The sequence below is a fragment of the Paenibacillus sp. MER TA 81-3 genome (assembly GCF_023713585.1).
GTDB lineage: Bacteria > Bacillota > Bacilli > Paenibacillales > Paenibacillaceae > Paenibacillus_B > Paenibacillus_B profundus.
Map to the genome: position 1 here is coordinate 221,748 of NZ_JAMAWB010000008.1, position 21,953 is coordinate 243,700.

At 51.1% G+C, this 21,953-nt stretch carries 19 protein-coding genes; 16 read left to right on the forward strand and 3 right to left on the reverse strand.

Features of this window, described 5'->3' with window-relative positions:
* The first annotated feature begins 116 nt into the window (after positions 1 to 116).
* From M3650_RS13750 to holA, 3 genes are all read left to right on the forward strand, one after another.
* A complete protein-coding gene (locus tag M3650_RS13750; protein ID WP_019422546.1) occupies positions 117 to 665 on the forward strand; it encodes an RNA polymerase sigma factor in 549 nt (182 codons plus the stop codon).
* On the forward strand, positions 662 to 1,933 hold the full coding sequence (locus M3650_RS13755; protein ID WP_251575533.1) for an anti-sigma factor family protein: 1,272 nt from the start codon (positions 662 to 664) through the stop codon (positions 1,931 to 1,933). Before M3650_RS13750 ends, M3650_RS13755 begins: the two co-directional genes overlap by 4 nt.
* Positions 1,934 to 2,190: 257 nt before the next feature.
* Positions 2,191 to 3,240, forward strand: coding sequence for a DNA polymerase III subunit delta (gene holA / locus M3650_RS13760; RefSeq protein ID WP_251575535.1), 1,050 nt, complete (start codon positions 2,191 to 2,193; stop codon positions 3,238 to 3,240).
* A 59-nt stretch (positions 3,241 to 3,299) separates the two neighbouring features.
* On the opposite strand, the gene rpsT is transcribed toward holA, so the two are convergent.
* Complete coding sequence (gene rpsT, locus M3650_RS13765) at positions 3,300 to 3,572, reverse strand: 30S ribosomal protein S20 (RefSeq protein WP_019422543.1); 273 nt, start codon at positions 3,570 to 3,572, stop codon at positions 3,300 to 3,302.
* 243 nt (positions 3,573 to 3,815) lie between these two features.
* On the opposite strand from rpsT, the gene gpr reads away from it, so the two are divergent.
* Positions 3,816 to 4,817, forward strand: coding sequence for a GPR endopeptidase (gpr, locus tag M3650_RS13770; protein WP_206096339.1), 1,002 nt, complete (start codon positions 3,816 to 3,818; stop codon positions 4,815 to 4,817).
* Positions 4,818 to 4,918: 101 nt separating this feature from the next.
* Here gpr and M3650_RS13775 read toward each other — a convergent pair whose 3' ends face one another.
* Positions 4,919 to 5,818: a M23 family metallopeptidase gene (locus M3650_RS13775; RefSeq protein ID WP_251575537.1), complete on the reverse strand. Its 900-nt coding sequence runs from the start codon at positions 5,816 to 5,818 to the stop codon at positions 4,919 to 4,921.
* Positions 5,819 to 6,164: 346 nt separating this feature from the next.
* Between M3650_RS13775 and M3650_RS13780 the strand changes: the two genes are divergently transcribed.
* The 6 genes from M3650_RS13780 to hemW all read left to right on the forward strand — a co-directional run bounded on the left by M3650_RS13780 (position 6,165) and on the right by hemW (position 13,909).
* A complete protein-coding gene (locus M3650_RS13780; protein ID WP_285848450.1) occupies positions 6,165 to 6,947 on the forward strand; it encodes a response regulator transcription factor in 783 nt (260 codons plus the stop codon).
* Positions 6,944 to 8,728 (forward strand): sensor histidine kinase, encoded by a 1,785-nt coding sequence (locus M3650_RS13785; RefSeq protein WP_251575539.1) that lies wholly within the window; start codon positions 6,944 to 6,946, stop codon positions 8,726 to 8,728. Before M3650_RS13780 ends, M3650_RS13785 begins: the two co-directional genes overlap by 4 nt.
* Before the next feature lie 118 nt (positions 8,729 to 8,846).
* Positions 8,847 to 10,193 (forward strand): stage II sporulation protein P, encoded by a 1,347-nt coding sequence (locus M3650_RS13790; protein ID WP_251575541.1) that lies wholly within the window; start codon positions 8,847 to 8,849, stop codon positions 10,191 to 10,193.
* A gap of 17 nt (positions 10,194 to 10,210) precedes the next feature.
* Complete coding sequence (locus M3650_RS13795) at positions 10,211 to 10,651, forward strand: DUF3679 domain-containing protein (protein ID WP_251575543.1); 441 nt, start codon at positions 10,211 to 10,213, stop codon at positions 10,649 to 10,651.
* A gap of 135 nt (positions 10,652 to 10,786) precedes the next feature.
* Positions 10,787 to 12,604: a translation elongation factor 4 gene (gene lepA, locus M3650_RS13800; RefSeq protein WP_251575640.1), complete on the forward strand. Its 1,818-nt coding sequence runs from the start codon at positions 10,787 to 10,789 to the stop codon at positions 12,602 to 12,604.
* 102 nt (positions 12,605 to 12,706) lie between these two features.
* Positions 12,707 to 13,909: a radical SAM family heme chaperone HemW gene (hemW, locus tag M3650_RS13805; protein ID WP_251575545.1), complete on the forward strand. Its 1,203-nt coding sequence runs from the start codon at positions 12,707 to 12,709 to the stop codon at positions 13,907 to 13,909.
* A 261-nt stretch (positions 13,910 to 14,170) separates the two neighbouring features.
* Here the strand turns inward: hemW and M3650_RS13810 are convergent, their stop codons facing one another.
* Entirely contained in the window at positions 14,171 to 14,353 is a 183-nt protein-coding gene (locus tag M3650_RS13810) for a hypothetical protein (protein ID WP_019422534.1), read from the reverse strand.
* A 193-nt stretch (positions 14,354 to 14,546) separates the two neighbouring features.
* Between M3650_RS13810 and M3650_RS13815 the strand changes: the two genes are divergently transcribed.
* From M3650_RS13815 to dnaJ, 6 genes are all read left to right on the forward strand, one after another.
* Positions 14,547 to 15,008 (forward strand): N-acetyltransferase, encoded by a 462-nt coding sequence (locus M3650_RS13815; protein ID WP_251575547.1) that lies wholly within the window; start codon positions 14,547 to 14,549, stop codon positions 15,006 to 15,008.
* A 105-nt stretch (positions 15,009 to 15,113) separates the two neighbouring features.
* Complete coding sequence (gene hrcA, locus M3650_RS13820) at positions 15,114 to 16,142, forward strand: heat-inducible transcriptional repressor HrcA (RefSeq protein WP_251575549.1); 1,029 nt, start codon at positions 15,114 to 15,116, stop codon at positions 16,140 to 16,142.
* 35 nt (positions 16,143 to 16,177) lie between these two features.
* Positions 16,178 to 17,782 carry a TCP-1/cpn60 chaperonin family protein gene (locus M3650_RS13825; RefSeq protein ID WP_251575551.1) on the forward strand — a complete coding sequence of 535 codons (1,605 nt, stop codon included), beginning with the start codon at positions 16,178 to 16,180 and terminating at the stop codon, positions 17,780 to 17,782.
* Between the two features lie 62 nt (positions 17,783 to 17,844).
* Positions 17,845 to 18,444, forward strand: a complete 600-nt coding sequence (grpE, locus tag M3650_RS13830; RefSeq protein WP_251575553.1) for a nucleotide exchange factor GrpE — start codon at positions 17,845 to 17,847, stop codon at positions 18,442 to 18,444.
* Positions 18,445 to 18,541: 97 nt separating this feature from the next.
* A complete protein-coding gene (gene dnaK, locus M3650_RS13835; RefSeq protein ID WP_019422529.1) occupies positions 18,542 to 20,374 on the forward strand; it encodes a molecular chaperone DnaK in 1,833 nt (610 codons plus the stop codon).
* A gap of 83 nt (positions 20,375 to 20,457) precedes the next feature.
* A complete protein-coding gene (gene dnaJ, locus M3650_RS13840) occupies positions 20,458 to 21,579 on the forward strand; it encodes a molecular chaperone DnaJ (RefSeq protein WP_019422528.1) in 1,122 nt (373 codons plus the stop codon).
* Positions 21,580 to 21,953: the final 374 nt, after the last annotated feature.

The window sequence follows — 21,953 nt, forward strand, 5'->3', positions numbered from 1 at the left end:
ATGAATTTCTACTCTTTATATGAACATGATAGATTATTCTACAAAATGGAATCGGATGAACTGCAACCATTTGCGTGGTCAGCACGTCAATGGATATGCAAGAGAGGGGGATCAAGGTGGTAGAGCCAGAACTCATACGAGCCGCCCAATCCGGCGATCGCGACGCTCTAATCACTCTTTTGCGCGAAATCGAACAATACGTGTATCGTACCGCTTATTATGTTCTGAATAATGAGCAGGATGCACTGGACGCGTCCCAAGAAGCTTTAATCCGGATTTATACAAAAATTCAATCTTATGAGGAAAAGGCCCAATTTAAGACATGGGTACAACGGATCGTAACGAATATTTGCATTGATAAATTTCGCCGAACCCGGCCAACTGTATCCATCGATGAGCATAACCTCGTATTTCTTGGGGATCAGAGTGTAGAGAGAGAAGTTTTATCCGCATATGCGGCTCAAGATATACGTGCTGCGATTGACCGGCTGCCTGAACATCATCGAGCTGTCGTCGTCCTGCGGTATCTGCAAGATTTCTCCTACAACGAAATAGCGGATAGTATGAATTTGCCGCTTAACACGGTGAAGTCTTATTTATTCCGCGCCCGACAACAGCTGCAGACGATGCTGCAAGATTATGAGAAAGGTGGTGTGCGAGGATGAACTGTTCAGAGGTGATGGAACTGATACAACGCAATTTGGATCATGATCTGGATGCATCGGAAAAAAACCTGCTGGCAGATCATGTAAGCCGTTGCCCCGCCTGTGCTGAAATGTCCGAACGATTAGAACAATTGCATGGAGAATTGGCCCAACTTCCCAAGGTCGCTCCGCGATTTAGTCTGGTTGATGCGATTATGCCGAAGTTGGATCAAATTGATTTGGAGCAGCAGGTGGCTGCGGTCGCTGTCGCTCCGCTTGCCCGATATAAACAGCCCATACCAATCACAGAACAGGGACACGATCTGGATGTTCAGCGGGAGGAGCAAGAACAGACGGATCATGCTGCGCCGGGGCGCAAGCATTGGTTTAAGCGCAAGAATTGGCGTGTGGCAAGCGCAGTTATCGCTGCAGGAGTTGTGTTCGGTCTATTTATGATTACATTTAAACCGCCGATGTCGGAGCAAGCTGGAGATTTCCCAGAGATGAACTCTCAACAACAAGCTCCCTCCTCCAGCGATTCCGCTGATTCTACAACTATGACGACCAGTCCGACGAAGGAGAGCGCGACGCCGGAGCCGAAGATGCAGGAACCGCGGGAGCCGGAGGATAGGGCGGTCGTGGGGGCGCAGACGCCGGATGACAGTGCTGATTCTGCGAAGAAGGAAGTATCCGATCAGAAGAAAGATAGACAGAGCACTGGCGCCGACAAGCCCGTGAAGACTCCCTTGAAGGAAGAAACGTCCAAAAAACAGATCGAAGCTCCAGATGAACCGTCTGCGTTCAACAATTCGGCCGGGCAAGAAACGCATGAAGGAATTGCAGGCAATCCGCCGCAGGATAAGCACATATCGGCTGATGAGGATCCAGAGGTTAAGGGAAAGGGAGAGACGAGGAGTCCCGACCCGGATGGTGCAGTGCAAGATCGTGATGGCAATTCCATGAACTTCATCATGAAGCAATCGATGGAAGCGACGTCTCCGGACGGCAGCTGGATGGTGCTGTGGGAGAATGGACAACTGGTTCTGTTCAAAGTGGCGGACAATCAACAGAGTAAAGTCCATACGCTCGCTTTTGCCGGAACGCCGACCGAAATTTTATGGTCCTCCGACAGCAAGAGCATTGGTGTCAGAACAGTGTCAGAAGACGGCACCGCTCAAGAGAGCAAATATGCCGTGCAGAAGGATAGTTTGGTGCCCGCTTCAGAGATAGGGGCAAATTCGGAATCGGAGCCCGATGTGATTCAAGGTACGGTCCAAGAGACGCCTTGATATACGAAAAAGTTTCAATTCATGCACACAAGTAACGCTGCTTGCGTATAGTATTTTAGAATTGCATATAAGCAATGACGTTCCCGTACGTCGTATGACCGTTCGCAGGAAGTTTCTAGAGCTTTACTGCGGACGTTTATCATAGATGTTAGGGGACAGAGGGACTTCGTAATCTGGCTCAAGATTGCGCAAGTCCCTTTGTTTTTGCTGCAAAATTTGCTATGATGAGGTTCGGAAATGTGAGGGGAGGCATCGCGGTGGATGTAAAATCTGCTATGAAAGAAATACAGCGGGGCAACCCGCGTTCCATATATGTGCTATACGGGACGGAGAAATATCGAATGCAAGAGTTTGTTCAATTCCTTGTCCAACATACTGTAGAGGAAGAGAACCGCGAATTGGCCGTGACGAAAATGGACACTGGAGAATCTCCGATTGAGCTGGTGATTGAAGAGGCGGAGACGCTTCCGTTTCTAGTGGCGCGCAAATGTATTCTCGTTAAGGATCAGAGCATTTTCGCAGCGGGTAAAGACGGTAAAATCGATCATCGTACGGAGCGGCTGCTTGAGTACATGGATCAACCGATGGAAACGAGTATTATCGTATTTCTCGTGCAAGCGGACAAGCTGGACGAACGGAAAAAGACGGTAAAGAAAGCGAAGGCTGAGGGGGCCGTTCTGCCGTTTCTGCCTCTAAGTGCGGAAGAATTGGTGCGATGGGTGAAAAAGCAAATCGAGAGCAATCAATGCTCGATAGCAGATGATGCAGTCGAAGCTTTGCTCAACAGTGCCGGCACTAATTTGCAGTCCCTATCCGCAGAAATAGAAAAGTGCTGTCTGTTTGCCGGATCGGGCGGCATTATCGACGTCCCAACTGTGGATCGCCTCATTGCTAAAAATACGGAGCAAAATGTGTTTCAGCTCGTGGAGGATATTGTGCGGCGGCGTGCCGATCGCGCGCTTGCCACCTTATATGAGTTGCTGAAGCAAAAGGAAGAGCCGATTAAGATAATGGCACTGATTGTGCGCCAGTTGAGAATGATGATGCAGGTCAAAGAGCTGACCAACCAAAGCTTCAGCCAGCAGCAGGCAGCATCTCAGCTCGGCTTGCATCCGTACGCGGTCAAGATGGCTGCAGAACAAGCCCGGCAATATGATATAGCGGTATTGTCCAACTGGATTGCGGAAGCGGCAGAGCTTGATTATGAGATGAAGTCAGGGCGCGTGGAGAAGGCGCTTGGCTTGGAGCTGTTCATCATGCGGATAGCTGCCGGCGTATCCAGCCAGATGAAAGAAGCCCGGAGATAAGCGCATATGCGTTTATCTCCGGGCTTCTTCGCTTCAAGCTAAGTATGAAAGGCTCGGGCTTACGCTTGCGCAAGCAGAGCGTTCAATTTTTGTGCCAAGCGAGACTTTTTGCGGGCAGCCGCATTTTTGTGGACTAGGCCTTTTGTCACAGCCTTATCCAATTTCTTAGAAGCCAAAGCGACAGCTGCTTTAGCTGTTTCAGCTTCGTTATTCGCCAAAGAGATGTCAGCTGCTTTCACAGCTGTGCGAAGTGCAGACTTTTGGGAAGCGTTCAACATACGACGCTTGTCGTTTGATTTCACGCGTTTAACAGCGGATTTAATGTTTGGCATTGCTTTCACCTCCGTTGCATCGTAGTGCGACAACAGAATCAATTTCAATAGGATGTGTAAAGAAATAGATTCACAACTTAAAGTATTCTATCATGACGAACGGCAAAATGCAATACATTTACCTTGGTTTACATATGCCTATATATGAACATGAAGTCGTTTACATCAGAAGGAAATCGTATAAGATTTCTTTCCTTGCACACAATACAAAGCAAGATATGTTCAAATGGGAGGATAATGCCTATGACTGCGGATTTAAGAGCTTACTCAGTGCGAACGGACTTGGCGCTGGAAGCCAGAGAACTGGCGCAACCGGACGCTGCCGTACCCATTCCCGGAGTTCAGGAGGACGTAGAAGACGTTCGCGGGGTAAAGGTGACGAGAATACACGTCCAGACGGAGGAAGGCTCTCGTGCCATCGGACGAATGCCTGGGCGCTATATTACGATTGAAGTGCCGGGATTACGGCGTAAAGATACTGACCTGCAGGATCGTGTCGCGACGAAATTTGCGCAGCTATTTGAAGCGTTTCTGGAGGAAGTAGGAGTGAAGAAGGGCGACAAGGCGCTTATCGTCGGTCTGGGCAACTGGAACGTTACGCCGGATGCCCTTGGCCCATTAGTCGTGGAAAATGTGTTGGTAACGCGCCACTACTTTGAAATTATGCCAGACCAAGTGAGCCCGGGATACCGGGAAGTCAGTGCTGTCGCGCCGGGTGTATTGGGCGTGACAGGCATTGAATCCAGCGAAATTGTCCAAGGGATTGTGGAACGGACGAAGCCTGACGTCATCATTGCAATCGATGCGCTTGCCTCGAAGGCGCTGGAACGTGTCAATACGACGATTCAGATTGCCGATATCGGCATCCACCCCGGTTCAGGCATTGGCAATAAAAGGCGCGGCCTGACTAAGGACATTCTTGGCATCCCGTGCATTGCGATCGGAGTGCCGACCGTCTGCTATGCTTCCACGATCGTGAACAACGCCATTGATATGATGAAGGAGCATTTTAAGCAGGAAACGAGCAATACACGGGAGATTCTCGGAATGCTGGACGATATCGGGGAGCAGGAGAGGCTGATGCTGGTGAAGGAAGTGCTGGAGCCGCTTGGTCATGATCTCGTCGTAACGCCGAAGGAAGTCGATGAATTTATGGAGGATATGGCGAACATTATTGCCAGCGGGCTCAATGCTTCATTGCACGAAGCAGTTGATACGGATAATGTGGCGGCATATACGCATTAACGTTGGTGATTCAAAAGGCTTCTCAACAGCCTGACGCCTGTGTCGAGCAGGCGTCTTTAGGCTGCCGGGAAAAATGTAGCATTGCATGAAATCAAAGTAGATTAAGATTGCCCCCGAATTACATCCCCTTGAAGAGGGTCTGCATCATGTTCGAATTGAATCGGTATGGACATGCCCTTCGTCAGGGAAGGCGCATCAGATACTTGAAAATGAATGTGGGCTTCACTTGAATTGCCAGAGTTGCCGCACTCCCCTAGCAGTTGCCCTGCCTTCACGACATCGCCTTGCTTCACCTCGATCGTGCCTTGCTTGAAATGCGCAAGCAGACTGTATTCGTCATTTCCGTGATCCAGAATGACATAATTTCCTTCTGGCTGCTGCTCATTCATCTGTCCGACCGGATAATTATCAGGAATATCGTTGACGACGCCGACAACTTTTCCCTCGAGCGGGGCGACGACAGGCTGACCGAATGCGTAGTAGCTTTCGTTCTTTGTCGGATCGCCCTTAAAGCTGAACCCGTCATGTGTGATGACTAGATCGTAGGCATAGCGTTGATTCGGGTAAGCGTAGTGGTAGTTGATGAGCTCATTGCGGCCGCCCCAGAACACCAGCCATTTATCTTGAAATGGCATGCGATAGCTGTTGGTGGTCGGTTTAAGATCCGTTTCCGCTGAGACGAGCGGGATGAATTGCATGGAGATGATCTGATTGTCCGCCAACATTGCCATCACTCCCTTCTGACCGGCAGCATCTGTCCAGACATATTTGTCTGCACCATTCAGTGTCATGCTCGACAATCGCTTCGGAGTCTCCCCTTTATTCCAAAAATTTTGCAGCTGCTGCTCCACTTCTTGTTGAGACACCTTCTGTTGAAAGCTTGCGGATAAGCTTTGATGCAGTGTGGCCGCGTCATGGTCTCTAATCCAGTCCTCAATCTGTTCCGGTGAAATGTCGGCGGAAGGCGCAGACGATTCTGCTGGAGCTTGTGTCGCCTTCATTGCAGTTTCTCCTTTCTTCTCGGCTTGAAATGAGCAGCCTGTCGTCAAGAGGCCAGTACAGACCGTTAATGTTAATACGCACATAGTAAGACGGTAATTCACTTCCATCATCCTCTCATCTTTGCGTCACTACCCTCATAAGGGTAATCACTGCACTATCTTTATCATAATGGGCCAGCTTGAACGGAGCCGTAAGCGCTGCCCATTCTTTTCTTAACTTTTCATGCGAGAAAGGCTTCTAAATACGAATCTGTTAAGGTTCCGTTAAGATAGCGTTGAATGGCGTGAAAGGTGAACATGATAGAATAGAATGGAAGGCGAGAGGGAAAAGAGAGGAAGAACTTTGATGGAAACAGATATTCGAGCAGCACACATCTTAATTGTGGAAGATGAAGCAGCTTTAAGCAAAATGGTGCACACCGTCCTGCAAAAGGAAGGCTTTACTCATATAACTTGCGTGGCGACAGGGGAAGAGGCGGTTCACTGCTGCCGCAGCCAGCCTGTTGATCTGGTTGTGCTGGATGTTATGCTGCCTGGCAAAAGCGGCTTCGAGCTTGCTCCGTTCATTCGGGAGCAGACGGATGCCCCGATTATATTCGTTACAGCGCGCACGACGGATTTGGATAAGCTGACAGGCTTCGCCTTAGGAGGCGACGACTACATGACGAAGCCGTTCAACCCGCTGGAGCTCGTTGCGCGCATCAAGGCGCAGTTGAAACGTTATATGGCCGTTGTGAGCAGCCAAGCGGACAAGCGGCGTGAACCGGAACTAACCGTATATCAATGCGGGCGGTTTCAACTAGATGAAGCAGCTGGAGAATTAAGGGTGGAGGGCAGACCGGTTGAGTGTCCGGCGATGGTATTTCAGCTGCTCTTGTTTTTATGCAAGCATCCGAACCGGATTTTCTCTAAAAGCGAACTGTATGAAAGCGTGTGGGGACACGATGCGGTAAGCGATGATAATACGGTGATGGTGCACATCCATCGCATTCGGGAACGCATCGAAGTAAGTCCGAGCCAGCCTGAAGTTCTGGTTACCGTGCGCGGCATGGGCTATAAGCTTGTTCCGCCGGCCAAAGCGATTCCAGTACGCCTGATCTCATCGTCAACAGAAGGTGAAGGAAGATGAAGACGAGCAGAAGGCTGGCTTGGCATTACGGTTGGCAGTGGCTTGTAGTCGGGGCGGTGCTGCTCTGTACGGTGTTCGCCGCCTTCTTATGGGTGGCCGATCGCATGATAGCGCTCGATCTGAATCGGAGCTTTGCCCGACATGGTCCGAACCAAGTATCCGAGTCTTTGTCGATGGACCAGCATGGTAATGTGCGATGGGATGACGAACTGCAGGAACAGGTGAGAGCGAGCGGCGGTTGGATGCAACTCATCGATGAGGAAGGGAATGTTCTCACATCTTTTGAGACGCCATCCGATGTGCCAACGCATTACTCGGCCGGTGAGGTTGCCGCCTACGCGCAGGGCAAGAGTCCGTTCCCTTATGATTTATATATTTACATCAAGCAACTGGATAATCGTGCCGTCACACTGCTGTACGGCGTAAATCCGAAGGATGAGAGGCTGCTGGAGACGTGGCTCGCAGCACATAGCGGAGACACCGGCGATGGAGCAGATGCTCTTGAGACTATGCTGGAGAAGCATCAAGCATGGGTGCAGCGGCTGAACGCGGACGGGACGGAGATCGCTTCGTGGAACAAGCCGGAAGACGCGCCTAATCGGTACTCGTTGCAGGATATCGTCATGCAGACGATGTATGAAGAGCGCTACGGACAGCGCGTGGCCTACCGCTATGATACGGCATCGCGCGAGACATGGCTGCTCCACATGCCATTTTCGCCTTCGGTTCCGGGAGTGAAGGCGGCGGGATTTACGATTGAATCCTATGATCAGCTGTTTGTGATAGCCATTGCCGGCACCGTGGCATTTATGCTATTCGTATTTATTATGATGGCGTGGTGGCAAAGCTCGCGTCTTGCCCGGCCGTTGCAGCATGTCATGAAATGGACCGAGAGCATATCATCGGGACATTATGAGGAGCCGGTCAATGCGCGCGGAATCACCCATTCGGAACGGAAAAATGGGAAGTTGAAGCGGAATTACCGCATATATGGGGATATTATGCAGTCACTGCAGCAGATGGCCTTGCGCTTAAAGAGCGCCGATGAAGAGCGGATAAGGCACGAAACGTACAGGGAGGAGTGGCTGGCTGGACTATCACATGACTTGAAGACGCCACTTGCGTCCATTATCGGTTATGCGCATTTGCTAAGCGCAAAAGAATACGCTTGGGAACCGGAAGAAGCGTCAGAATTTGTGAACATCATGAAGCAAAAAGCGGAGACGATGGACGATCTGATACAGGATCTCAATTTGACGTATCAGCTCCAGAGCGGGAGTCTGCCGCTGCAGCGCGAACTGATAGATATACGTCATTGGTTAACCGAGACGCTCCAGGACATATTTGTGCTCCCGCAATTATCTGAAGCGGAGTTCGAAACCTTCTTCCCCGAGCAGGAAGTTCTCTTTAAGATTGATACGCGTTATTTCCGCCGTATGGTGGACAATGTATGTATGAATGCCTTCTTGCATAATCCGCCTGGAACGAAGTTGAAGGTGGAATTAATGACGGAAGATAACAAGCTGACGCTCAGCTTCACTGATAACGGTAAAGGAATGGACGCGAACACATTGAAACGGTTGTTTACCCGGTACTACCGCGGTACGACCACAGACGAGACAGCGAAGGGGAGCGGGCTTGGATTGGCGATTACGAAGCAGCTCGTCGAAGCTCACGGTGGCTCAGTGGAGGCTAGCAGCACATTAGGCGGCGGAACGCTCATCGCTTTTCATTTTTTACTAGAGGTTGTTCAACATGAATTAATAGACTCTCAAATGTAATAGTTCTACTTCATAGATTGTCCTCATAGATTCTACTAAATGCACTCTCTTAAATACAGCATGAAGCGCGGTTGTTGCTTGCAGTTAGAGAGGGACAGCAGGTGGAGGAGGACATCGCATGTTTCGGATATTTAATGTTGGGAAGCTGAAGCAAAAATGGATGCAGGCGCTCGTGATGGGACGAACGTTTGTGTTATTGTCTATCGGTTCGGCTGTTTTTTTCATTGTGCTCGGTCTGGGCGGATTGGTGGAGCAGAAGCTGGAATCCTCCCCGCTGTCGTCCATGAAGGGTGTCGCGGCACAGCTTTCCACTCGTTTTTTTGTAGATATGATGGCAATGGAAATGCCTAAGCTGCCCAAAGGCGAAGGGGAAGCATCGCTTTCTCGCAATCAGGTTGCTCAATTTCTGGTCCAACTGGCGACGAATGTCAATCCGTTCGACCCGAAAAGTTTACTGGCGGGCGAGGTTCCCGGGCTCGACCGGGATGCGGCGATTCCACTTCGGCTTGGTGTAGGCAATCAAGCGGTGAAGGGACCGGAAGATTATCCGTTGCCCGCTAACCTGGGGGATAAGCATCCAGATGAACACGGAGGGGAGCCGACGAACGGACCGGACCAAGGCGATCAAGTACCGGGAGGCAAGGGAAATGGACAAGGTGCAGAAACGGTGCGGCCGCCGACGAAGCCGGAGCCAAATAAAGGTCAGGACAATTCAGGGAAATCCAAGACCAATTTAAACAATTATGTATTCATCTATCATTCCCACAATCGGGAATCGTGGAATCCTGAGCTAGAAAAACAAAGCAGCAACCCGAACGATGCGAAGACAAACATTACGCTAGTGGGCAAGCGGCTGCAGGAGCAACTGGAGAAGCAGGGCATCGGAGCTGTCCATTCCAACGAAGATTACTCTTCATCGATAAAAGGGTATAACTGGAATATGTCTTACAAATACTCTAAACAAACAGTAAAAGAAGCGATGGCTCAAAATAAAGAGCTGCAATTTTTCTTTGATATTCATCGCGATGCGCTGCGCCGGAAAGATTCGACGGTTGAAATCAAAGGAAAATCATACGCCCAGGTGTACTTTATTATCGGTCACCGCAATCCGAATTGGAAAGAGAACGAAAGCTTCGCAAGTGAAATCCATGAGAAGCTGGAAGATCGATATCCCGGAATTTCCCGCGGAATATGGGGCAAGTCAGCGGCTCAGGGCAATGGGGAATACAATCAATCATTGTCGCCTAATAGCGTAGTTATTGAAGTCGGCGGCATCGATAATACGTTGGAAGAGTCTTATCGCACAGCGGATGTGCTCGCCGTTTTAATCGCGGAAATCGTTCGGGAGCTCACAGAAGCGAAGCCAGTGAACAAGCCAGTGCCGAAGCCGGCAGAGAACAAAGCTGTCGACCGCAAGACCGTCCTCAAGAAACAGCAGCAAACGTCCGCTGGGGCGAATGGATAACGGGGAGGCCGCTGCCAATGTCGCGTTACATGAAACAGCTTATCGGCATGATCGTGCTGCTAGCGCTTGGAGTCTTCATTGGGATGGAAGTCGCTTCGGTGGGGATGGATCGGGTGTATGGACCGATGGATGCGGGACGTGAGGCGGTGAATGCGTCTACGTCCTGGCGTGTGGACGAGAGCGGCTACGAAGGCGTAAGTCCGTGGTCTGAGCCGAAATCGCAGCGCAACCAGGTGGAACAGCCAATCAGCGGCGAGCGCACGAAGCAACACGATAGGACTGGCACGAACCGGGACGCGGTGACACATGATGGTTATGATATGTCTGACTCTTCATGGCTTCCCCCGGTGGAGGATGCACCGGTCAACAAGCTGGCGGACGAAACGGCAGGGCTGCTGCAGCATTTGTCTCAGGCAGGCATTCGCGCGGTTGTGGGGCTGTTTAGCGGACTATTTTGAAAAATAATCGAGCTTTTTGTTACGTTATTTTGTGGCGGAAGTTGAGGATCATGTCGTTCCCATTGCTGAGGCCTCTTCATTTCGGTATAATATATAAATTGAAACTTGGCTCAGTGGTGGGGGTATGGAAATCGAATGACGGAACTGCTGTCACGACAAAAGAAAATTCGCAATTTTTGCATTATTGCGCACATTGATCACGGGAAGTCTACACTTGCCGATCGAATTTTGGAATACACCGGGGCGTTGACGTCCCGTGAAATGCAAGCCCAAGTGCTCGACAAAATGGACTTGGAGCGCGAACGGGGCATTACGATTAAGTTGCAGGCGGTCCGCTTGAACTATAAGGCGGACGACGGTGAGGAATATATTTTGAACTTGATCGACACGCCGGGACACGTCGACTTCACGTATGAAGTATCCCGTAGCTTGGCCGCGTGCGAAGGCGCTTTGCTTGTCGTTGACGCTGCACAGGGCATCGAAGCGCAGACATTGGCTAACGTCTATCTTGCGCTCGACAACGATCTCGAAATAATACCGGTCATCAATAAGATTGACCTGCCAAGTGCAGAGCCGGATCGCGTCAAGCAGGAGATCGAAGAAGTGATCGGTCTCGATTGCTCGGAAGCGGTGCATGCTTCTGCCAAAGCGGGCATCGGCATTAAGGAAATATTGGAACAGGTCGTCCAGAAGGTGCCATCGCCGACGGGTAATCCAGAAGAGCCGCTGAAGGCGCTCATATTCGACTCGCACTACGATCCGTACAAAGGCGTTATTGTCTACGTGCGCGTCGTGGATGGAGCCATCCGCTCCGGCAGCAAGATCAAGATGATGGCGACGGGCAAGACGTTCGAGGTGATTGAGGTCGGCGCCTTTAAGCCGAGCATGACGATCGTGGACGAACTGAACGTCGGGGATGTCGGCTTTATCGTGGCAGGCATCAAGAACGTCGGCGACACTCGTGTCGGGGACACGGTGACGGACGCGAAGAAGGCGACACTGGAACCGCTGCCTGGCTATCGCCGTATTAACCCGATGGTATTCTGCGGTCTGTATCCGATTGAGACATCGGATTACAATGACTTGCGGGAAGCGCTCGAGAAGCTGCAATTGAACGACGCTTCGCTCACGTTCGAGCCGGAAACGTCTTCCGCGCTCGGCTTTGGTTTCCGCTGTGGATTTCTAGGCTTGCTGCATATGGAAATTATCCAAGAGCGCATCGAGCGTGAATTCAACATTCCGCTTATTACGACGGCACCAAGCGTAATTTACCGCGTTACACTGACGAATGGCACTACGTTCGACATCGATAATCCGTCTAATTATCCGGAACAGGGCAAGCTTGAGTACGTCGAAGAGCCATATGTCAAAGCTGCCATTATCGTGCCGAACGATTTTGTCGGAGCTGTTATGGAGCTGTGCCAAGGAAAACGCGGCGAGTTTGTGGATATGCAATATTTGGATACGACGCGTGTCACGATCACATATCAGATTCCGTTGGCAGAAATCGTCTATGATTTCTTTGACCAGTTGAAATCAAACACGAAAGGCTATGCATCCTTCGATTATGAGCTGTCAGGATACCGCCAGTCGAACTTGGTTAAGATGGATATTTTGTTGAATGGAGAGCAGGTTGACGCTTTGTCCGTCATCGTGCATCGTGACCGTTCACATCATCGCGGCAAGTTGATTTGCGAGAAGCTGCGTGAACTGATTCCGCGCCAAATGTTCGAGGTGCCAATACAAGCAGCTGTCGGAACGAAGATCATGGCTCGGGAAACGGTTAAAGCAATGCGCAAGAACGTGCTTGCGAAATGTTACGGTGGTGATATTTCGCGTAAGCGCAAGCTGCTGGAGAAGCAGAAAGAAGGGAAGAAGCGCATGAAGCAGGTCGGCAGCGTTGAGGTGCCGCAGGAAGCGTTCATGGCTGTATTGAAAATTGATGACAAATAAGTAAAGGGGAGGAGGCGGTCGCCTCCTCTTTTTAATAGATGCGGATCTAAAAGTGTTTTTAGATCGTGCATGATATAGCGATGCGAAAGGAGGGTTCTCGCCATGTCGGCGATTCAACCTTCATTACAACAACAACCTTATCCGGCTCATGCTCCACGTGCGCTGTATATTCATATTCCATTTTGCACGAACAAATGCTTTTACTGTGATTTCAACTCCTATGTGCTGAAAGGTCAGCCAGTGATGGACTACTTGCGGGCGATGGAGCAGGAAATGAAGCATACGGTAGAGCAATGTCCTCCAGATGAGATCGACACGATCTTCGTCGGTGGCGGAACGCCTACCGTTTTGAAGCCAGATCAAATGGCCTATTTTCTCGATTCAGTGCGGAACGCGTTCCCGAATTGGAGTAAACAGATTGAATTCAGCATGGAGGCCAATCCCGGCACGACGGATATCGAGAAGCTGCGCGTCATGCATGCAGGCGGTGTGAATCGGATAAGCTTCGGCGTGCAGTCATTCAACAATAATCTGCTGCATGAAATTGGAAGGATTCATAACACGGACGATGTGTACCGCAGTATTGAGAATGCGCAGAAAGCGGGCTTTGACAACATGTCCATTGATCTGATGTTCGGGCTGCCGAATCAGACGGTGGAGATGCTGGAGCATAGCGTTGAGAAAGCGTTGGAGCTCGATTTGCCGCATTTGTCCATTTACAGCTTGAAGGTGGAAGAAAATACGCTGTTCCATGCGATGTACCACCGCAATGAGCTGCCGCTTCCTAGCGAAGAAGATGAGCTTGACATGTACATGGTCATTATGGAACGCATGAAAGCGGCTGGGTACGACCAGTACGAAATCAGCAACTTTGCGAAGCCCGGATATGAGAGCCGACATAACACGACTTATTGGCGCAATGAAGATTATTATGGTATCGGGGCGGGTGCGCACGGTTATACGAAGAGAGAGCGGCATCTGAACATTAAAGGGGTTACGCCTTATGTGGAGGCATGCCACAACGGGTTGCCGCGCCTTGATACTTTTTGCATAGATGAGGCCGAGGCGATGGAGGATTTCATGATGGTCGGCTTGCGCTTGCTGGAAGGGGTAAGCAGTGACCGCTTTGCGGAGCAGTTCGGAGGCGCGCTGCTTGACAAGGTGTTTGCTGCTCCGCTCAAACGGCTGCTGAAGCAAGGATTAATTGAAGTGACATCGGAAGGGTATCGTTTGACAGAGCAAGGGCTGCTGTTCGGCAACGATGTATTCGGCTCCTTTGTGGGGTTGTTGAGCGGCGAGAAGTGAGCGGTTGAGAGCAACTGTTAGTATCATAGCTTAATACGGAGGTGGTCGGTTGTACCTGCGTTCGGAATAACGTCAACAACAAAAATGTCGCTGTTACGATATAGAAGTGCTGCTTCAAGAGCAGACAATATCGTGCAGCGGCATTTTTTATTTACTATGTTGCTGCTTATGAAAATAAGCAGTTAAGCGATTAATTATTTATTTTGGTGAAATAGTAGTGGTTTGTGGGGAGAGAGCACGAAAGATGAGTTATTGATTGATTTAGCGCTTTAATACCATCCGCAGCAATAGCGAGATCATAAAAGCCATACAGAACGACCCGAATAAGAGGCCGATGAAGGTGACGATAACCATACTTGCAGTAGGATGATATAACTGTGGAATGACCATCATCGTGCTAATCACTGTAAAAAAAAGAGTTAATAGCGATATCCGTTTTTTCATAAGTGAAATCACCTGACCTTATTAATGTAAATCGCTACGCTTAGTATATCCAGATTGAAGATAGACATGTATCGGAACGAACGGAGCGGGGGAGTGCCTCCCAGGTAAAATAATCCTTGATAAACTATGCATCATGATGTATATTCATTCATGAATATTATGTGAGTTACATCACACGCGGAGGGAAAGTACGATGACAGCCATGGTGAGAAAGGCGACACCAGACGATATTGATACGTTGTTTGAACTTATACAGCATTATGCAGAGCAAGGAATTATGCTTCCACGTTCCCGAGACATACTTAAGAAGCAGCTGGAGCATTTCGTCGTCGCTGAGCTGGGCGGACAAATGGTAGGCTGCGGCTCACTGTGCCAACTGGGCAGCGACCTTGTCGAAATTCGCTCGCTTGGCATTACACCGGGGCATAAAGGAAAGGGAATCGGTTCATTGCTTGTTGACGAGCTTGTCGCCGAAGCTAAAGAACGAGCGATACCCAAGGTAATGGCTTTAACGTACGAGGCAAATTTTTTTCAGAAGAATGGTTTCGACATTGTGCAAAAAGAAATATTCCCGGAGAAAGTATGGACCGATTGCGTTCATTGCAAAAAACGGGATTGCTGCGATGAAATAGCTGTCCTCAAAGTACTGAACTGACTTGACAATCGTCTTGTCCGTTTGGTATTTTTGTTATATCGGTTAGCACTCGACTGTGATGAGTGCTAACGACCGGAGACAACAAGAGACTGAGGAGGGATGCGCATGTTGACGGAACGCCAACGCATGATATTGAACGCTATCGTAGATGATTATATTCGTTCCGCGGAACCTGTCGGTTCACGCAGCATTTCGAAACGGGGCGATGTTGGGTATAGCCCAGCTACAATTCGAAATGAAATGGCCGATTTGGAAGAACTCGGGTTTCTTGAGCAGCCGCATACGTCTGCAGGGCGCATTCCATCCCATAAAGGCTATCGCTATTATGTCGACCACCTTGTCCGTCTGGATAATTTATCGGTCGATGAGGTTGGGCGGTTGAAGTCGGTCTTCGCGGAAAAAATAACAGCTATGGAAGAAATCGTGCAGCATACGGCTTCCATTCTGTCACAGCTTACGAATTACACGTCAATCGCGTTAGGGCCCGAGGTGTTCAACGCATCGCTTCGCCATTTTCAATTATTGCCGCTCAATGAAGAGACGGCGGTGGCCATCGTCGTAACGAACACCGGTCACGTAGAGAACAAGACAGTGCCTATTCCGCCGGGCATTTCCGCATCCGAGCTGGAGAAGGTCGTCAACGTGCTGAATACGAAGCTTGTCGGAGTGCCGCTCTTTAAGCTGCGCGCTCAGCTCTATAATGAAATCGGGCAAGAATTGAGCAAGTATGTGTCTCACGTACAAGAAATGATGACGATGGTCGAGAGCATTCTTGCTGACGACAGCTCGCATCGGGAAGTATACTTGAGCGGGACGACCAATATACTTGCTCAGCCAGAGTTCCAAGACGTTGACAAGATTAAGACAATATGGGAGCTGCTTGAAGAGACACCAGCTTTGATCAAGGTCGTCGGCTCGGCCCCAACTGGGATTCAAGTTCGCATTGGGCAAGAGAATTTGCATGAAGCGATATCGAATTGCAGCATGATTACGGCAACGTACACGATTGACGGGCAGACGCTCGGAACGATTGGAGTATTGGGGCCGACGCGGATGGAGTACGGGAAAGTCATTAATATGATGAATCATTTGTCTGGACAATTAGCGCTGTTCATGCGGCGTTGGTATAAATAACGTGGATGCATGATGGTGAGGAAGGGGCGTCGATCATGACTCAAGGAAACGGGCAAGTGCAAGAGACCGATGAGCGCTACGCGACGCTCCTGAACAATGCCGGTGCCGTGCGGGCGCTGTGCGCGGCTGTAGAAGGCACATTAGGTCCGAAAGGCTTGGATGTGATGCTTGTCGGCGGGGATGGGGACGTCATTATTACGAATGATGGGGTAACCATCTTGGACAAGATGGACGTGTCCCACCCAGCCGCGAAGCTGCTCATTCAAGTCGCGCGCGCGCAACAGAACGAAGTCGGTGACGGCACGACGACGGCGACGGTGTTGGCCGGCGCACTCGTGCAGGAGGGCGTAGCCCAAGTGACGAAGGGCGTTCCGGCCGCAAAAGTGGTCACAGGCTTAATGCAGGGCATTGGCGCTGCCACTGAAGCGCTTCGGCAGCGTGCGGTCCGTCTGGAAGGCTGGGATGACGTGCGGCTGCGCCGTGCCGTACATATTGCAGGACGAGAGCAGGAGGACGTTGTCCGTCTGGTGCTTGAGGCTGGACAGGCGGTAGGCTGGGAACAGCTGCAGGATCCGTATTACCGTTTCGCCGAGACGATCGTAGCGCACGAGAAGGCGAAGAACGAATGGTTCCACGGCGTCATGCTGAAGCAGAAGCCGCTGCAGCGAGATTGGCTCCCCGTGCGTAATTGCTGCCGTGTGCTAGTGCTGCAGGACAGCTTGGAGCCAGATGCGCTCGATGAGCAACTGCTGACGACAGAGGCTGGCTTCCAGCAGTATATGACGCATCGCGGTGTATTTATGCAGCGTCTTGCGCAGCTTCACGAGCTGGGCGTCGGCTTCATCGTACTGGAGCGCGGTATCCATCCGGAAGCGGAACAATTCTGCTTGGACCACGATATGATGGTCGTGCAGCGTGTTAGCCGCGAAGATATTGCGCGCGTCTGCCGCCTGACGGGCGGCAAGCCGCTTAAGCGCGCGGCGCTCGCGAAGGATGCCGCTGTGCTTGAGCCGTTGCTCGGCCGCACCGCCTGCGTGCGCTACGATGAGCGCCTGGAGCGCGTGCGCCTGTATGCCCCGGACTCGCCGGGACATACAGGCGATGCCGGTGGAGTCGTCTCCGGCATGGACCCGACTCCGCCGCGACGCGCGCAGGTGACGCTCATCGTGGGCGCCAGCACGCGCGAGGTCGTGGGCGAGCGGGCTCGCATCGCCCAGGACGCGGCCGCGGCGCTGCAGGCAGCCGTGCAAGGCGGCGTGCTGCCAGGCGGCGGCACGACGGAGCTGGCGCTCTCGTACCGGCTCGAGCGCTACCGCGAAACGGTGCGCGGCATGGAAGCCTTCGGCATTGCCGCAGTCGCGCAAGCGCTGCGCAAGCCAATGGCGCAAATTGTGCTGAACGCTGGCTTCAATCCGCTGGAGAAGCTGGAAGAAGCCCGTGCTGCGCAGACGACGGAAGGCAACGAGGCCATCGGCATCGATTGCGACAGCGGAGCGCTGCTGGACTACGCCCGAGCAGGGATATTCGACCCGGCGACGGTGAAGCTGCACGCCTTGCATGCGGCAGGAGAAGTGGCGGCAGCCGTTCTCCGCATTCATACTGTGATTAAGATGAAGCCCGATGCATCGACATCGGCTTGACATGTTGAAATGAAGATGGTTAGAATTCAATCGGATTTAATTATAAAGGGGAGGTGAAGGGGTTGAACCCAGAACAAGAAGAGATGAAAGTTACCGAAGAAGACATGCAGGCCACAGCTGCCCATGATGAACATAGCAATGAAGCAGATACTGACGCCTCAGCTTCTGACGCTTGCTCCGGCACACAAGCAGCAGATGAGAGCAATCCGCTCCACACGGAGCTGGAACAAGCAAAAGAACAGGCGGATGAGCATTACCAGCGCTATCTGCGTACTCAGGCGGACTTTGATAACTTCCGCCGCCGCACGATGAAGGAGAAAGAAGACCTTGCGAAGTACGCTTCCGCGAAGGTCATCACCGAGCTGCTGCCAGTACTTGACAACTTCGAGCGCGCACTCTCCACAGGTCAAGAGGCTAGCGAGACGGAATCGTTCGTCAAAGGCGTAGACATGATCTTCCGCCAAATCCAGCAAGTGATGGAGCAGGAAGGCGTCCAGCCGATGAATGCGGTAGGAGAGCCATTCAATCCGGAATACCATCAAGCGATTATGCAGGTGGAATCGGATGAGTATGAAGAAGGCTTCGTAGTGGAAGAAGTACAGAAGGGCTATATGCTGAAAGATAAAGTACTGCGCCCGGCAATGGTAAAAGTTAGCGGCTAGCTGCATAGATGAAGCTTGGCTTCGATAATGCCGTAACCGTTAAGTTTAATATATTTTTTGATAAGTGAGCTAGCTAGTTGAGGAGGTTATTTATTTTATGAGCAAAGTAATTGGTATTGACTTAGGAACAACTAACTCTTGCGTGGCAGTAATGGAGGGCGGCGAAGCCGTCGTCATCCCGAATCCAGAAGGCGCGCGTACAACTCCATCCGTCGTGGGCTTCAAGAAAGACGGCGAGCGCGTCGTCGGTGAAACGGCGAAGCGCCAAGCGATTACGAACCCAGATCGCACCGTAATGTCGATTAAGCGTCACATGGGTACGAGTCATAAGACGACGATTGATGACAAGGACTATACGCCGCAAGAGATTTCCGCAATGATTTTGCAGAAGCTGAAATCAGACGCAGAAGCTTACTTAGGCCAAACAGTAACGCAAGCGGTTATTACCGTTCCTGCTTACTTCAATGACTCTCAGCGCCAAGCAACGAAAGATGCGGGTAAAGTTGCAGGCTTGGACGTGCTTCGTATCGTGAACGAGCCGACAGCTGCGGCTCTGGCATATGGTGCAGACAAAGAAGGCGACCATACGATTCTCGTCTATGACTTGGGCGGCGGTACGTTTGACGTATCGATCCTCGAGCTTGGCGACGGCTTCTTCGAAGTAAAAGCGACAAGCGGCGACAACAAATTGGGCGGTGACGACTTCGACCAAGTCATCATCGATTATCTCGCAGCTGAGTTCAACAAAGAACATGGCATCGACTTGAGAAAAGACAAAGCAGCGGTTCAACGTCTGAAAGATGCTGCGGAAAAAGCGAAAAAAGAATTGTCCGGCGTATTGACGACGACGATCAGCTTGCCGTTTATCACTGTCGTTGATGGCGTGCCTCAGCACTTGGAAGTGAACATGACACGTGCCAAATTCGAAGAATTGTCTGCGCAGCTGGTAGAGCGTACGCTCGGACCGACTCGCCAAGCGATGCAGGATGCGGGCATGACACCTGCGGACATCGATAAGATCGTTCTCGTTGGTGGTTCCACACGTATTCCTGCCGTTCAAGAAGCGATTAAGAAGCTGACGGGCAAAGATCCTCATAAAGGCGTCAACCCGGATGAAGTTGTAGCTTTGGGTGCAGCTGTACAAGCGGGCGTATTGACCGGGGACGTGAAGGATGTCGTATTGCTCGACGTCACTCCGCTCTCCCTCGGCATCGAAACAGCTGGCGGCGTATTTACGAAGATGATCGAACGCAACACGACGATCCCGACAAGCAAGTCGCAAATCTTCTCGACGTATGCTGACAGCCAAACGAGCGTAGAAATTCACGTACTGCAAGGCGAGCGCTCTATGGCGGCGGACAATAAGACGCTGGGACGCTTTATGTTGGCGGACATTCCTCCGGCACCACGCGGCGTACCGCAAATCGAAGTTACGTTCGATATCGATGCGAACGGTATCGTAAAAGTGTCTGCGCTTGATAAAGGCACAGGCAAGAGTCAAAATATTACAATCACGTCTTCTAGCGGCTTGAACGACGAGGAAATCGATCGTATGATGAAAGAAGCAGAATTGCATGCTGAAGAAGACAAAAAACGCAAAGAAATGGTCGAAGTGAAGAACACGGCAGACCAATTGGTATATACGACCGAGAAGACGCTGAAAGATTTGGGCGACAAAGTGGAACAAGCTGAAATCGATAAAGCGAACGAAGCGAAAGAAAAAGTGAAAACAGCACTCGAAAGCAACGATGTAGACCAAATCAAGGCGGCTACAGAAGAGCTGACGGAAATTGTACAGCAATTGTCTGTTAAGCTGTATGAGCAAGCAGCTCAGGCGCAGCAGGCAGAGCAAGGCGCACAAGACGGCGCAGCGAAGAAAGACAACGTCGTTGATGCAGATTACGAAGTCGTGGACGAAGACAAGAAATAAGCATTCGACGGTCAGGTCAAAGCCGGGGTGACTCGGCTTTGACTTTCCTTTTGTAATTCGTGCTACAAGTGTATGGGGGTGGAATAGTGGCGAAACGAGATTATTATGAGGTGCTCGGCGTAGGCAAAGGGGCGAGCGACGACGAAGTGAAGAAGGCGTATCGCAAGCTTGCGCGTCAATATCACCCGGACGTTAACAAGGAAGCGGACGCGGAGGATAAGTTCAAAGAAGTAAAAGAAGCGTACGATGTGCTAAGTGACGACCAAAAGCGGGCGGTGTATGATCAATACGGGCACGTCGATCCGAACCAAGGTATGGGCGGCGGCGGATTTTCCGGCGACTTCGGCGGGTTCGGTGATATCTTTGATATGTTCTTTGGCGGCGGCGGCCGCAAAGATCCGAATGCGCCGCAGCGTGGCAGCGACCTGCAGTACACGATGCAAATCGAGTTCAAGGAAGCGGTGTTCGGCAAAGAAACGGACATTACGATTCCGCGCACAGAGCAATGCGATACCTGCTTCGGTACAGGAGCAAAGCCCGGCACGAAGCCGGATAATTGTACTGCCTGCCACGGTACGGGGCAGCAAGAAGTGGTGCAGAACACACCGTTCGGCCGCATGGTGAATCGTCGTGCATGTTCGGTCTGCCAAGGTAAAGGGAAAATTATCCGCGAAAAATGCGGAAAGTGTCACGGTGCGGGTTCGTTGAAAAATCAGCGCAAAATTCACGTGCGCATCCCCGGTGGTGTGGATGATGGAGCGCAGCTTCGCATGAGCGGTGAAGGGGAAAGCGGACTGCGCGGCGGTCCGAATGGCGACTTATATATTGTCATTCGTGTCAAATCTCATGAGTTCTTCGAACGCGACGGTGATGACATTTACTGCGAAGTACCGCTCACCTTTGCTCAAGCGGCATTGGGCGATGAAATTGAAATTCCGACGTTAACGGAAAAAGTAAAGCTGAAAATTCCTGCCGGCACGCAAACGGGCACATTCTTCCGCCTGCGCGGCAAGGGTGTTCCGCGTCTCCGCGGTCACGGACAAGGGGATCAGCATGTCAAAGTCATCATCGTGACGCCAACGAAAATGTCTGACGAGCAGAAGGATATGTTGCGTCAGTTCGCCGAAATTGGCGGCGAGCAGCCGAATGGCGGCCATGAAGAATCGTTTTTTGATCGCATGAAGAGGGCTTTCCGCGGCGATTAGTCTAGTAGTAGACTCTAACCACGTGACTCTATCGTAAAAGATAGAGACGTGGTTTTTTTAATATGCAAACCCAGAGGCACGCATCCGCTAACCGGTGCAAGTCCGGTCACGGGGCCCGTCCCGTGTTTATCGCTCAAAATGCTCCCCTTGGTTCAGCCTGGCAACCAGCTACTCTTTAAAATGAATACAGGTTGTCGGGCATGCATGTATATCACGGCTCTTAGCTCCATTCTCCCAATCAGTCAGGATGGTTCACATCGAGGAACGAACAGGTACACAGATGCCGTTTCATTTAGATATCATGCCATGAAGGGGGTGATCATGACTACAGGTTCCCCGTAATCATTCTAGGACGAGCCGCCTTCTGTATGGCA